This is a genomic window from Variimorphobacter sp. HTMS_6, assembly GCF_059717775.1.
Genome location: NZ_AP046094.1, coordinates 3,260,993 through 3,274,082, shown reverse-complemented (window position 1 = coordinate 3,274,082; position 13,090 = coordinate 3,260,993). Strand labels below are relative to the sequence as shown.

At 37.4% G+C, this 13,090-nt stretch carries 13 protein-coding genes and 1 tRNA gene; 13 read left to right on the top strand and 1 reads right to left on the bottom strand.

What is annotated here, in order from left to right; all coding sequences use genetic code 11:
- Window positions 1-94 precede the first annotated feature (94 nt).
- The 9 genes from infC (at window position 95) to AC6IWN_RS14735 (ending at window position 9,333) form a co-directional block, all read left to right on the top strand.
- Window positions 95-589 (top strand): translation initiation factor IF-3, encoded by a 495-nt coding sequence (gene infC / locus AC6IWN_RS14775; RefSeq protein ID WP_497988270.1) that lies wholly within the window; start codon window positions 95-97, stop codon window positions 587-589.
- 80 nt (window positions 590-669) lie between these two features.
- Window positions 670-867, top strand: a complete 198-nt coding sequence (gene rpmI / locus AC6IWN_RS14770; RefSeq protein ID WP_497988268.1) for a 50S ribosomal protein L35 — start codon at window positions 670-672, stop codon at window positions 865-867.
- A 28-nt stretch (window positions 868-895) separates the two neighbouring features.
- The gene (rplT, locus tag AC6IWN_RS14765; RefSeq protein ID WP_497988266.1) at window positions 896-1,252 is read left to right on the top strand and encodes a 50S ribosomal protein L20; all 357 of its coding nucleotides are present in this window, start codon (window positions 896-898) and stop codon (window positions 1,250-1,252) included.
- A 285-nt stretch (window positions 1,253-1,537) separates the two neighbouring features.
- Window positions 1,538-3,244: a S8 family peptidase gene (locus AC6IWN_RS14760; RefSeq protein WP_497988264.1), complete on the top strand. Its 1,707-nt coding sequence runs from the start codon at window positions 1,538-1,540 to the stop codon at window positions 3,242-3,244.
- A gap of 20 nt (window positions 3,245-3,264) precedes the next feature.
- Complete coding sequence (locus AC6IWN_RS14755) at window positions 3,265-4,965, top strand: S8 family peptidase (protein ID WP_497988262.1); 1,701 nt, start codon at window positions 3,265-3,267, stop codon at window positions 4,963-4,965.
- A 131-nt stretch (window positions 4,966-5,096) separates the two neighbouring features.
- Complete coding sequence (locus tag AC6IWN_RS14750) at window positions 5,097-5,801, top strand: LiaF transmembrane domain-containing protein (RefSeq protein WP_497988260.1); 705 nt, start codon at window positions 5,097-5,099, stop codon at window positions 5,799-5,801.
- Entirely contained in the window at window positions 5,798-6,661 is an 864-nt protein-coding gene (locus tag AC6IWN_RS14745; protein WP_497988258.1) for a DUF4097 family beta strand repeat-containing protein, read from the top strand. Before AC6IWN_RS14750 ends, AC6IWN_RS14745 begins: the two co-directional genes overlap by 4 nt.
- Window positions 6,662-7,000: 339 nt before the next feature.
- Window positions 7,001-8,392: a D-alanyl-D-alanine carboxypeptidase family protein gene (locus AC6IWN_RS14740; RefSeq protein ID WP_497988256.1), complete on the top strand. Its 1,392-nt coding sequence runs from the start codon at window positions 7,001-7,003 to the stop codon at window positions 8,390-8,392.
- Window positions 8,393-8,415: 23 nt separating this feature from the next.
- Window positions 8,416-9,333, top strand: coding sequence for a CPBP family intramembrane glutamic endopeptidase (locus tag AC6IWN_RS14735; protein WP_497988254.1), 918 nt, complete (start codon window positions 8,416-8,418; stop codon window positions 9,331-9,333).
- 5 nt (window positions 9,334-9,338) lie between these two features.
- Here the strand turns inward: AC6IWN_RS14735 and AC6IWN_RS14730 are convergent, their stop codons facing one another.
- Complete coding sequence (locus AC6IWN_RS14730) at window positions 9,339-9,659, bottom strand: putative heavy metal-binding protein (protein WP_497988252.1); 321 nt, start codon at window positions 9,657-9,659, stop codon at window positions 9,339-9,341.
- Between the two features lie 187 nt (window positions 9,660-9,846).
- Here AC6IWN_RS14730 and AC6IWN_RS14725 point away from each other — a divergent pair, with 187 nt between their 5' ends.
- The 4 genes from AC6IWN_RS14725 to AC6IWN_RS14710 all read left to right on the top strand — a co-directional run bounded on the left by AC6IWN_RS14725 (window position 9,847) and on the right by AC6IWN_RS14710 (window position 12,967).
- Entirely contained in the window at window positions 9,847-11,025 is a 1,179-nt protein-coding gene (locus AC6IWN_RS14725) for a cation diffusion facilitator family transporter (protein ID WP_497988251.1), read from the top strand.
- Between the two features lie 120 nt (window positions 11,026-11,145).
- Window positions 11,146-11,952 carry an amidohydrolase family protein gene (locus tag AC6IWN_RS14720; RefSeq protein WP_497988249.1) on the top strand — a complete coding sequence of 269 codons (807 nt, stop codon included), beginning with the start codon at window positions 11,146-11,148 and terminating at the stop codon, window positions 11,950-11,952.
- Between the two features lie 111 nt (window positions 11,953-12,063).
- Window positions 12,064-12,135 (top strand) — tRNA-Gln (locus AC6IWN_RS14715).
- 349 nt (window positions 12,136-12,484) lie between these two features.
- Complete coding sequence (locus AC6IWN_RS14710) at window positions 12,485-12,967, top strand: hypothetical protein (RefSeq protein WP_497988247.1); 483 nt, start codon at window positions 12,485-12,487, stop codon at window positions 12,965-12,967.
- Window positions 12,968-13,090 lie beyond the last annotated feature (123 nt).

The window sequence follows — 13,090 nt, the reverse complement described above, 5'->3', positions numbered from 1 at the left end:
ACCTATTTTTATTTTATAGAGAATTCTATAGAAGTTCTGTTATTGTAACTAATTGATTTATAACCTATGGAGGTGCAGTACTATTAGCGATTTAATGATTAATGAACAAATCAGGGATAAGGAAGTTCGCCTGATTGGTGAAAACGGAGAGCAGTTAGGAATCTTGTCTTCTAAAGATGCAATGAAGATGGCGAAGGATGCAAATCTGGATCTTGTGAAAATTGCTCCAACAGCAAAGCCACCGGTTTGCAAGATTATTGATTACGGTAAATACAGATATGAGCTTGCAAGAAAAGATAAGGAAGCAAGGAAGAAGCAGAAGATTACCGATGTAAAAGAAATCAGATTATCTCCCAATATTGATGATAATGATTTAAATACAAAGGCAAATCAGGCACGTAAATTTATCACTCATGGTGATAAAGTAAAGGTTGCTCTGCGTTTTCGTGGTAGAGAGATGGCACATACCTCTTCCTCAAAAGTAATCTTAGATGAATTCTTTTCAAAACTAGAGGATATTGCTGTTGTAGAAAAACCAGCGAAGCTCGAAGGACGAAATATGATTATGTTCTTAACAGAAAAACGTTAAAATACTAAATATTACAGCGTTTTGAAAGGGAACGATAAGAAATCCCTTTTTGCTGTATTAATTATTAAGGAGGAAATATCATGCCAAAATTAAAAACAAGCAGAGCAGCAGCGAAGCGTTTCAAAGTAACAGGAACCGGAAAGCTTAAGAGAAGTAAAGCTTACAAGAGACATATCTTAACTAAAAAATCCGCTAAGACCAAGAGAAATCTTAGAAAAGCAACTATTACAGATGCAACCAATGTTAAGAACATGAAGAAAATCTTACCATATCTTTAAGAGATTGGTGATAAGGAGGAAATAGAACATGGCAAGAATTAAAGGCGGATTAAACGCTAAGAAAAGACATAATAAAGTATTAAAATTAGCTAAAGGTTATAGAGGAGCAAGATCTAAACAATATAGAGTAGCAAAGCAATCAGTTATGAGAGCTTTAACATCTTCTTTCGCTGGTAGAAAAGAAAGAAAGAGACAATTCAGACAGTTATGGATCGCTCGTATCAATGCAGCAGCAAGATTAAATGGTTTATCTTACAGCAAATTAATGCATGGCTTAAAGTTGGCTAACGTTGATATCAACAGAAAGATCCTTTCTGATATGGCAATCAACGATGCAGCAGGTTTTAGTGCACTTGCTGAGCTCGCAAAATCCAAATTAGCTTAATTATAAATAAACATAATATAAATGAGGTGTCGCGTATGCGACACTTTTTTTTATTATATAGGAAATTTATTGTAGTTTGATAAAGACAGTGTATCCTATAGAATAAAAAATTACTCCGTGAAGATTGCACATACTTTTTCACTTTAGGGTACTAGGTTTACAAAGAAAACGATTATATTAATTCAACTGTATCGATATAATAGAGTAAAGGAATTCTGTGAAGAGAAAAGCTCAGCTTCGGTTGATAAGAAATCTAATTGGACTATGACGGAATGGAGGATAATGATGACAAGGGAAGACAGAGAAAAAATAATTAGTAATGATTTCGCGGATTTACTTATTACATATAGCGGAGATAGAAGCGCTTTTCTTCCTTATAAGAATAATGTTATCAATATCATAGATTTTTACAATGCAGTAGTTCATGTGCCTGTCACAGAGATCAGTGATGATACTATTTTAGAAAAGGGATACGCTGTCATGCCTTCCATATTCGGTTTGTGTAGTCATGAAAGCTTGGAGGCTTCCGGTATTCTACGAATACGGAATGTACCGAATTTTAATCTTCGCGGACAGGGCGTATTGATTGGTTTTATGGATACAGGCATTGATTATACGAACCCAATCTTCCAATACTCGGATAGATCAACCAAAATCGTATCCATATGGGATCAAACCATATTCAGTGATAATTATCCAGACGATACTTCCTTTGGAACAGAATATACTAGGGAACAGATCAATGAAGCGCTGAAAAGCGATCAACCTCGTACAGTAGTTCCTACTACGGATGATATAGGACATGGTACTATGCTAGCCGGGATCGCAGCTGGGAATGAAGTACCGAATAGTGATTTCTATGGGGTGGCTCCTGATGCAGAACTGGTAGTAGTGAAACTGAAGCAAGCAAAACAATACTTAAGAGACTTTTTTTCAATACCCAGTGATGTACCAGCATATCAGGAGAATGATATCCTCTTTGCAGTAAATTATCTGATAGCGGTTGCCAACCGCTTGAACAGGCCAATCGCAATTTGCGTGGGACTAGGTACTTCTCAAGGGCCTCATGATGGGAAAGGAACCTTGAGTGGTGGACTATCAATGAAAGCGGAAAATATCGGTGTTGGAGTTGTTATAGCAGCAGGGAATGAAGGGAATGCAAGGCGACATTATTCCGGGAAGGTAGATCCAGCAATTGGATATGATACGGTTGAATTACAGGTGGGAGCGAATGATCCGGGTTTTTTTATAGAGCTTTGGGGCTTGTCGCCGGATATCTATGGGATAGATGTTCAGACTCCTAGCGGTGAATATATACCAAAAATAATCCCGGTTCTGGATGAGCATCGTTCCCTATCCTTTATATTTGAACCCACGGTAATTAATATTGATTTTCAAATATCAGAATCACAAAGTGGAGAACAACTAATTCTTATGAGATTTCGCAGACCTTCTGCAGGTATATGGAGATTTAAAGTGTATTATAGTGGCGATTTGGAAGGTGCATTTAACATGTGGCTACCTATGGAGGGGTTTGTCTCTAATAATACATTTTTTACAAAATCAGATCCGAATATTACGTTATTATCGCTGGCCAATGGAAGATCTCCGATAACGGTGACTGCCTATAATACAAGAGACCAGGGCCTATATATTAATGCGAGCAGAGGATTTACTCTTACCGGTAGGATTAAGCCGGAGATTACTGCCCCCGGTGTAAATATTATAAGTCCAGGACTAAATAATTCCTTTAACGAAGTTACATCAACCAGCGCTGCAGCTGCGCATACAACCGGAGTCGCAGCGATGATGCTCGAATGGGGGATCGTGAAAGGAAATCAACCATTTCTTAGTACAGTTGATATGAAAGTGTTCATGATACGAGGAGCCAGAAGATCAACGGATTTAAGATATCCGAATCGTGACTGGGGTTATGGAATATTAGATGTGTATAATATCTTTGATACACTTAGAGTGAGTACAGCACCGTAAATGAATAGGGGGGGACGTATATGTTGACAGATAATGATAGATTCAAAATTTTTAGTAATGATTATGTGGATCTCATTGTCGAATATAATCAGAACATGAAGATTTTTGATCGCTTCCCCGGGGGAACGGTGCATATTATGAACGATATCTTCGCGATTGTTTATGTTCCTAAGGAAGCTATCAGGACTGGATATATTAGCCTTGAGGGGTATTCTTTATATCCTGCCTGTTACGGTCTGACTAGTCAGGGGAATTTTGACGCGTCTGGTGTAACAAGACTTCGCCGTATGCCAAATTTTAATCTGAGAGGTCAGGGGGTAATGATCGGAATTATTGATACCGGCATTGATTATACGAATCCGGTATTTCGAAACGCTGACGGTTCTACCCGAATCGCATATCTATGGGATCAGAATATTGATACAGGGAATCATCCAACACCGTATAATTTCGGAACGGAATATACCAGGGAGGACATTAACCGTGCACTTGCCAGTGCGAATCCTTTAGAGGTCATTCCAAGTACCGATGAAAACGGACATGGCACAATGCTTGCAGGTGTATCCGCCGGTTCAGAAGTGACTGCAAATGATTTTAGTGGTGTTGCTCCGAACACAGAATTGATTATTGTAAAATTAAAACCGGCAAAACAAGTAATACGTAATATCTTTGTCATTCCGGATAATGTTGCATGTTTTCAAGAGAATGATATTATGTGGGGGGTACAGTATTGTATAGATAGGGCAAGAGTACTTCAACATCCGATTTCTATCTGCATTGGTCTGGGTTCTTCACAGGGGTCACATGACGGAAGAGGGGCGCTCAGTTATTTTATATCCGTTGCATCAAATTATTCTGGTGTGGTTGCATCTGTTGCGGCAGGGAATGAAGGAGAGGCAAACAGACATTTTTATGATGAGATTGAATCAGCGATAGGATATAGTAATGTACAGTTAAATGTCGGTGAGGGGGAGAAAGGTTTTTCAATGGAATTATGGGGGAATGCGCCAAATAGCTACTCGATTGATATTACATCGCCTTCAAATGAATATATCCCACGCATTCCAGAGAGCATTCGAGTTAATCGTGAGATTTCCTTTATCTTTGAAGATACTACCATATCCATTGATTATCAAATGGTGGAATCCTCAACGGGAGATCAATTAATCTTGATGAGGTTTCGTAATCCGTCTCCGGGAATATGGAATTTTAAAGTATATACTAGAGGCAATCTTCAGGGTTCCTTTCACGTATGGCTACCCAGTGACGATTTTATTGGTCCTGATACCTACTTTCTTCAGGCAGATCCTTATACAACAATTACTTCACCCGGTAATTCTCCGGTTCCGATTACCTGTACGGCCTACAACACCAGAAATAACAGCTTATATCGGAGGGCAGGAAAGGGATATACACGTGACAATGAGATCAAACCGGATATCGCTGCGCCGGGCGTAGATGTTCTTGGTCCCACTCTTCAAAAGGGATTTACCAATTTTACCGGTACCAGTGTTGCTACAGCCTATACATCCGGTATCATAGCAATGATTTTAGAATGGGCAATCGTGAAAGGAAATTATCCTGGAGTGGATGCCGTGGAAATCAAGAAATTTATTATTCGAGGAGCGGAAAGAAACCCGCAACTGCTTTACCCTAATAGAGATTGGGGGTATGGAATTTTGAATGTATTTAATGTGTTTAATACACTTCGTGTCAGATAATGTGCTTTCAAAATTCTGGATATAAAAGATTATAAATCGATTAGAGAACATGGTTTTTGTTGCAGGATGTTTTTATTTGAAGTATGATATACATGGAAAATATAAGAAGATATTGTTTATTAGGAGGAAATATGAGAAATAGATTATCAAATGGACTTTGGGGATTAATATTTATTATGATCGGAGTCGGTTTTGCAGGAAATGTACTTTTTGGTTGGAATTTTAATGTGTTTTTTGCGGGTTGGTGGACATTGTTTATTATTATTCCATGCTTTATCAGTATGATTAAGAATGGGATGGGATTCGGTTCTACCTTCGGTTTTGTAGTGGGTATATTAATTCTGATATCAGAGAATGTAGCCCTACCTTTTGAAGTATGGAATCTTGTTGTTCCGATTATGTTAATCTTTATCGGATTTCGTATCATTTTTCAGAATTCATTTCGTAAAAGAACGAATTTTCAAACGAGTAATGAAGGTTATACAACAGATCAGGGGCAAACATTTAATGGGGGAGAAAAACGTGAATATAGTGCGGTTTTTTCCGGAAGCAGAATTCGTATTGAAGAGGAATTTGTCGGTGCCAGCTTATCAGCGGTATTTGCAGGGCTGTCAATCGACCTAAGGGAAGCAAAAATCAATCATGATGTAGAAATTTCCGCACAGGCTATCTTTGGAGGAATTGATATATACATTCCGGTTGGTGTGAAAGTGAAGGTCAATAATATACCAATATTTGGCGGCGTGGGCAACAAGGCAAATCATACGAATGATCCAGCTGCTCCGACTATCTATTTAAACTCAACATGTATGTTTGGGGGGATTGATATCAAATGAGTAGTACCCAAAAAGCAATCAAATATTGTGCAATGACATTTGCAATACTGCTGGCGGTAGGAATTATCTCGGCGATGGCTAATCTCGCGTTTACTATCGCGAATGGTTTTAGCGGAACCTCAAACAGATTTCAGTTTGCAAACGCTAAGAATGAAAAAAACTTTTCTGTGGATTATGATAAATCCTTCAAGGGAGTAAGTAGCTTAAAAGTAGAAAATGCTCTTGGTAATTTAAAGATTTGTGTTGGTGAAGACTTTAGAGTAGTAGCAAATCATGTTAGTAAGAAATTTGATGCAGACGTGAATGAAGATGGAACATTAACGATAAAAGACAAGGGAAATGATTTCAACTTCCTATGGTTCAATTTCGATGGATTAACAAATCCTCGTTCTGATATTATTGTATATGTGCCCTCTGATTTTGTCTCCAAAGAATCTATAATCAGTACAGGAGCAGGTAATACTATTATTGAAGGTCTAAAATCAGATTATTTATTTATTGAAGCAGGAGCTGGTAACATTAGAACAAAAGATCTCACTGCAGCCAGAGCAAGGCTTGATGGAGGGGTTGGATCTATCACCTTGAGTCAAGTACGTTTTGAAGAATCAGAATTTAGTTGCGGGGTCGGGAAACTTGATGTGAGTGGACAGCTCTTAGGTAAAACGGATGTGGATTGTGGAGTTGGAGAAGTATCACTAGATCTATCCGGTGAAGCAGAGGATTACGGTTACAATGTTGATACCGGACTTGGTTCAATTAAATTAAATGGCAATAAGATTTCCGGCAAATATAATCTGGGTGCACAAAATCAAATCAAAGTAGATGGAGGCGTCGGGTCAGTTAATATAAAAATAAAATAAAGAATTTTAGTTAAACAAATGCTAATTATTCATTAGAGATAAAATTCACATACTATTAATGTACCATTACTTTTTTCATTCAAGTGGGGACGTATAGCTTAGAAAATATGATAAATAATTCTTTTCATACCTTTATTTTGTGGTTATTCATTGATTACCAATATAAAACAAGTAATTTTTTTAATAAATTGGAATACTTGTTTTAAAGAATAGGTAAAATATAAATGGGGGCGTTAATTATCCTAACGTCTCCATTTCTTGATAGTTACCTGACAATAAAAAATAGTAAATCAAAGTTACTGCAAAGCGCTATTGAAAGCGGCAGAATGGAGAGATGATATGAATAAGAAAAGTCTGCTTGGATTGCTTCTGTTTTCATGTGTTGTAATATCCGGTATGTTTTTATCTACGGAGATACTCATTGAACAAAGTAGCGATACATTACACACACAACAAGCAGGAGTAAATCATACGGAAGATAAGGTATTAAGTAATCAGAGTACGGATTTTGTTAAAAATGAGGTAAATAATACAAAGGTACAAACGGAGTCATCCGTTGATGAAGCAGCAGCAGTTACGGTTGCTCCGACAAAGAAAGCTCAAAAAGATAGGACCACCCAGAAGATAACGGATACAAAGAATAAGGTTGACCTTGGTGAAGCAGCAAGAGAATACGCTTATGAGAAGCCAACGGATATAGATTATAATGCATTGATTGCTTCAGGGAAGGCTGATCAAAAGATAACTCCCGTTCCAAGTGGAGTTCCGGATGAAAAGATAAAGGATAGTACGATTTATAACTCATCCAATGCATCCATCATGGCAACTGCCGATTCCGTATATAAGCCACAACTTATTTATGATTATAGAAAGGTAGATTATCGATCCCATATTCCAAAGATGGTTTGGGATAGTGAATTAAGGAAGGCATTAGATATTAAAAATCCCAACATTGACCTTCAGGCGGATGCTGCGATTTTACTGGACGCAAATACTAAAAAAGTATTGTATTATAAAAATCCTGTGAAAGCGGAATTTCCCGCAAGTACGGCAAAGTTATTGACTTCAATTGTAGCTTTGAAAAATTGTGATACCAAGGATGTTGTCACGATAGGGGATGAGGTTACTATGATCGCTTCCGACTCCACGAGAGCTTATTTGAAAAAAGGGGAAAAGCTTACAGTGGAGAATCTATTAGAAGGGATGCTACTTCCTTCCGGGAATGATGCAGCGTATGTAATTGCTGCTTTTGTAGGAAGAAAGTCTTTAAAAAATCCTGATGCAAGTAAGGAAGAAGCGATAGGGGAATTTCGTCGTCTGATGAATGAAGAAGCAAAAAGAATTGGCGTTAAAAACTCCTACTTTATGACACCGGATGGATATGATGCAATTGGTCAATATACCACAGCATATGATATGGGCTTGATTGGTATGGCAGCCATCAATTATAATACGATTCTTGAAATAGTGAAAAAGAGTAGATGTAGCTCGAAATTTCCCAGCGGAGAAGAAGCGACTTGGACAAGTACAAATAAGTTATTAAATCGTAATAGTGGGAAGTATTACCCCTCAGCATTTGGTTTAAAAACCGGTACCAGTACCATGGCCGGTAATTGCCTGATTGGGGCTGCTAAAAAAGATGGTAAAAAAGTAATTTGCGTAATTATGCATTCCAATGCAGGAAACAGGTATGATGACGCGATAAAGTTAATGGATTATGGATTAAAATAAATAACGGGGGAATTAAAAGATCTATGAGTTATGAGGAGATGGATAAGCAGAAGGCAAAGAAGATTCTAAGTAGCGCAGGAATTGCATTATTTGTATTAGCATGTATTTTTGTATTTTCACAAAGTGGTATTGATATTTTGGTAGGCCGGTTTTATCCTGGTTTGGCTAAAACCGATTGGTACGTATGGGTACTTACCGCGTTTCCTTTAATTGGACTCGGATTACCGGTCTACCTACTTTTAATGAAGAGGATTCCAAACTCCACCAAGGGAGAGGTAGTGAAATTAAAGCCGTTACATTTCTTGGTTATATTCTTTATATGTATGGCGGCAATGCACATCACTAATATAATTAGTAGTATATTAACACTGATTATTGCGTTCCTAAAAGGTGATACACATTTGATAAATCCGGCACAGGAAGCAATTATGAACAGTAATTATGTGATGGCTCTTATTTATGCATCTATTATTGCTCCGGTAGTAGAGGAGTTTATATTTCGGAAAATTCTTTTGGATAAACTAAGACGGTTTGGAGATATTCAAGCTATACTGATGACAGGAATTGCATTTGGTATGTTCCATATGAATTTGACCCAGTTTTTTTATGCGGCCGTATTGGGATTTGTTTTTGCTTATGTTACAATACGAACAAATACAATAAGATATGCAATTATATTACATATGATTATTAACGCGAGCTCAACCATAGTCGCACCGTTTGTATTGAAAGGAAATAAAATTATTAGTTTGATTATGGTGGGATGGGTGTTTCTTGCAATCATAACAGGTAGTCTACTCTTTGCTTTTAACTATAGGAAAATCTATTTTACTAAAACAAATCCATTGGTTAAAAGAAAGGATTACTTTGTCAATGCCGGTGTTATATGCTATGCATTGATTTGCGTAGTGATGATTGCAATCACAACCATATTTTATTAAGTAGTTTAGCTGATACGAACCGCGGTTCCTGACGCGGTAACCATTAGCATACCATTATTTGAGCCAAGTACTTCGTAATCGATATCAACGCCGATCACGGCATTTGCTCCTAGTTGCTGGGCACGGCTGACCATCTCCTGCATCGCTTGTTCTCTGGCACGAATCAGCTCCTCTTCATAGGTACTTGAGCGGCCACCAAAGAAATTAGACAAGCCTGCGGTAAAATCCTTTACAAAATCTACGCCTGAGATTACCTCACCAAATACGACACCAAAATAATCATTAATTTGTTTTCCTTCTATGGAAGGTGTAGTTGTTACGAGCATAAGAAATCCTCCTATTGATCTTTTTTCCATCATATAATGGTTAAATTGAGTGTGTCAAGTAAGGTAAACAAATCATAATGAGGATTTAATCTGTTTTTAATTTTGGTTGTAATTATATATAAACATATGAAATCAATATATACGCAATAGATCATATACGATTCCTAATGAGGGAGGGAGTAGTTACATGACGCAACTATTAGTTAAAATATTTTTAAAAAACAATACACAGTATGAAAATCCAAAGGTTAGAACAGCATATGGAATTCTATCTAGTGTAGTAGGGATTATATGCAATATATTTCTCTTTGGAGTAAAGCTTACGGTGGGAATGGTGATCAACAGTATTTCTGTAACGGCCGATGCATTTAACAACTTATCGGATGCAGCTTCTTCGGTAATCAGTTTTATAGGTGTGAAGCTAGCGGGGAGGCCGGCGGATAAGGAACATCCCTTCGGACACGGAAGATTTGAATATATTGCTGCGCTGGCAGTTGCGTTCCTAATTCTGCAGGTTGGTTTTAATCTGTTCCAAAGCTCTTTTCAAAAAGTGCTTCATCCGGAAGAAATCAACTTTAATCCCATATTAACGGGAATACTGTGTTTATCAGTACTGGTTAAAGTATGGATGATGTTGTTTAACCGAAAGTTAGGGAAGAAGATTAATTCAACGGTGATGTTAGCAACTTCTGCAGACTCGATGGGAGATGTATTCGTTACATCGGCAACGATTATCTCTACGATCATCGGAGGATTTACGAATTTAAAGATTGATGGTTATATGGGTGTTGTTGTATCAGTGTTCGTTATGCTGGCAGGATTTCGTATTGCAAAGGATACCTTGGAACCCCTGCTAGGGCAACCGGTGGAACGAGATGTTTATGAAAGAATAACCGCGCTGGTAGAAAGCTATGATGGGATTGTAGGCACACATGATTTGATTATTCATAATTATGGTCCTACGAACAGAATGGCTACGATTCATGTAGAAGTGCCGAATAATGTGAATTTTGAACAGATTCATGATACCATTGATTTAATTGAGAAGAAGATATGTGAGACGATGGATATCTTTTTGGTAATCCATATGGACCCGGTTGAGATTAACGATGTAAAGGTTGTAGAAAAGAAGCAGATGTTAATTCAGATTATAAGCGAGCTGGAGCCGAAAGCCTCCCTACATGATTTCCGTGTGATAAACGGTGAGTATCGGATTAATATGGTATTTGATCTGGTCGTTCCGTATTCGTATAAGGAATCGGAGAAGCATAATTTACTGGACAGCATTAACGAATATGTAAAACGATATGATGAACGTCATAACTGCATTATTAATATCGAGAATAGTTTTATTGCAGAAAAGTAGTAGTGTGAATTATTGAAAAACATAATTTACACCTCTAAGTTTGTGCCTGTGAAATCCTCGGCACAAACTAACACAAAGGCAGGATGTATTAGTATAACGTTATCTTTTGGAGGTAGAAGGATGGTAATCGATTTTCATACGCATGTATTTCCGGAGAGCATCGCGGCTGCTACAATAAAGAAACTTGAGGCAGCAGGTGGAGTGAAAGCGTTTACAAATGGTACACTTTGTGGATTGATCTCCTCAATGAGAGAGAATGCTGTGGATATCTCTGTCGTTCTTCCTGTAGTTACAAGACCTTCCCAGTTTGAATCAGTTAATGATTACGCCGTACAGATAACAGGGAAGGATGGGATTATATCCTTTGGCGGAATTCACCCGGATAGTAAAGATTACAAGGAGGAGCTGGATCAAATTAAAAGGATGGGCTTACAGGGTATTAAACTACATCCGGACTATCAGAACACCTTTATTAATGATGTTAAAATGATACGGTTGGTTCAGTACGCAGTGAAGATCGGATTAATTGTTGTGATTCATGCAGGTCTTGATATTGGACTACCAGATCCGGTGCATTGTACTCCAAAGCTTACTTATGATATGCTGTGCCAAATCGGTAAGGGTGATGGAAAGATTGTTCTTGCCCATATGGGTGGTTATGATATGTGGGATGATGTGGAGAAATATCTTGTGGGTCAAGATATATGGTTAGATACCAGCTATTCCTTAACCAAGATGGGAACGGAACAGTTCTTAAGAATAGTGAAAAATCATGATTGTGAAAGGATTTTGTTTGGGACGGATTCCCCATGGGATGGCCAAAAAGAAGGGCGTTCCGTGATAAATAAACTGGATATTACGAAGGAGCAACGGGGACTGATTTTAGGAGGGAATGCGATGCAATTATTGGGATTAAAATACAGGTAAAATAAGGATGAAAAAAAGTTTAAAAAAAATGAAATTAATGCTTGAAAAATAAATTTTGATGGGTTATAATATCATTCGTGGCTGACAAACAGACACACAAAAAAATACCATAGGGATATCGCCAAACGGTAAGGCACTGGACTCTGACTCCAGCATCTCAAGGTTCGAATCCTTGTATCCCTGCTTAAACCAATGATTTGTTGAAATCATTGGTTTTTTGATTCTTAATACTCGAATTTCAATGTTATAAGGCACTAGATTCTTAACCTTTTTCAAGGTGGTCTAGTGCCTAGTTTTTATGATGAAAGGAAGAGGATATATGAAGAAAATTAGTATTACCCATTAGATAACCTTACTGAGAAAAGCAATGGGATAATTCAAAGGAGAAGATAATAAATAGGGCAAAATATTGTATTTAGTAAACATGTAATGTATAATTTAACCATGTAAATAGTTTGCAATAGTTTACAACAGGGAAGTGAAAATTATCGATGTTCCGTTTGGTGGAATTACGTTTTATGGAGGTATTGTAATGAAAAAGTTTTGGGGCTTTGGCATTCTCATACTATTGCTTGTTGCAATGGCTGTAATATTTATAAAATACAACAACAAAGATGTTCCAACGATGGAGTTAGAATACACCCTAGGAGGAAAGCTCGAAAAAGTTACTGTTGAACATGGTTCTGCAAGTTGGAAGAGTATGGGTGGAAGTTTTGAAGCAGATGGTCGTCATCCTTTAGATTCTGTGGGACACATGCCAGAAATTAAAAAAACAGATGACTTAAAAGAATTAAAAATAAGTTTTACGTCAAAACCTACTTCTTATACAGGTCGGTACTGGACTGATAGGTACATTGGAAAAGAAGAAGCGTATGAAAATCACTTTGAAACATTGAAAACATCTAATGATATTATTACCTTGTCAAATGATGAACAGGGATATATCTATGAAATTCATGCAACATGGCCTCAAGGCAATGCCTATTATGCTTTTTATATAACTAATAATAAATAAGTGAACATAAATACAAAAAGGGATAAGGTAAGACTAATATAAGTCTATCATACCCCTTTTTGAGTACGGCAATTTCATGAGAAGACAACCGTCAATCCTTTATGGGTGTAGTTTCAAATGAAA

What these genes read in the sequence shown, in the direction of transcription:
- infC (WP_497988270.1), top strand. Translation starts at nt 95, where the DNA reads ATGATTAATGAACAAATCAGGGATAAGGAAGTTCGCCTGATTGGTGAA.
- rpmI (WP_497988268.1), top strand. Translation starts at nt 670, where the DNA reads ATGCCAAAATTAAAAACAAGCAGAGCAGCAGCGAAGCGTTTCAAAGTA.
- rplT (WP_497988266.1), top strand. Translation starts at nt 896, where the DNA reads ATGGCAAGAATTAAAGGCGGATTAAACGCTAAGAAAAGACATAATAAA.
- AC6IWN_RS14760 (WP_497988264.1), top strand. Translation starts at nt 1,538, where the DNA reads ATGACAAGGGAAGACAGAGAAAAAATAATTAGTAATGATTTCGCGGAT.
- AC6IWN_RS14755 (WP_497988262.1), top strand. Translation starts at nt 3,265, where the DNA reads ATGTTGACAGATAATGATAGATTCAAAATTTTTAGTAATGATTATGTG.
- AC6IWN_RS14750 (WP_497988260.1), top strand. Translation starts at nt 5,097, where the DNA reads ATGAGAAATAGATTATCAAATGGACTTTGGGGATTAATATTTATTATG.
- AC6IWN_RS14745 (WP_497988258.1), top strand. Translation starts at nt 5,798, where the DNA reads ATGAGTAGTACCCAAAAAGCAATCAAATATTGTGCAATGACATTTGCA.
- AC6IWN_RS14740 (WP_497988256.1), top strand. Translation starts at nt 7,001, where the DNA reads ATGAATAAGAAAAGTCTGCTTGGATTGCTTCTGTTTTCATGTGTTGTA.
- AC6IWN_RS14735 (WP_497988254.1), top strand. Translation starts at nt 8,416, where the DNA reads ATGAGTTATGAGGAGATGGATAAGCAGAAGGCAAAGAAGATTCTAAGT.
- AC6IWN_RS14730 (WP_497988252.1), bottom strand. Translation starts at nt 9,659, where the DNA reads ATGCTCGTAACAACTACACCTTCCATAGAAGGAAAACAAATTAATGAT.
- AC6IWN_RS14725 (WP_497988251.1), top strand. Translation starts at nt 9,847, where the DNA reads ATGACGCAACTATTAGTTAAAATATTTTTAAAAAACAATACACAGTAT.
- AC6IWN_RS14720 (WP_497988249.1), top strand. Translation starts at nt 11,146, where the DNA reads ATGGTAATCGATTTTCATACGCATGTATTTCCGGAGAGCATCGCGGCT.
- AC6IWN_RS14710 (WP_497988247.1), top strand. Translation starts at nt 12,485, where the DNA reads ATGAAAAAGTTTTGGGGCTTTGGCATTCTCATACTATTGCTTGTTGCA.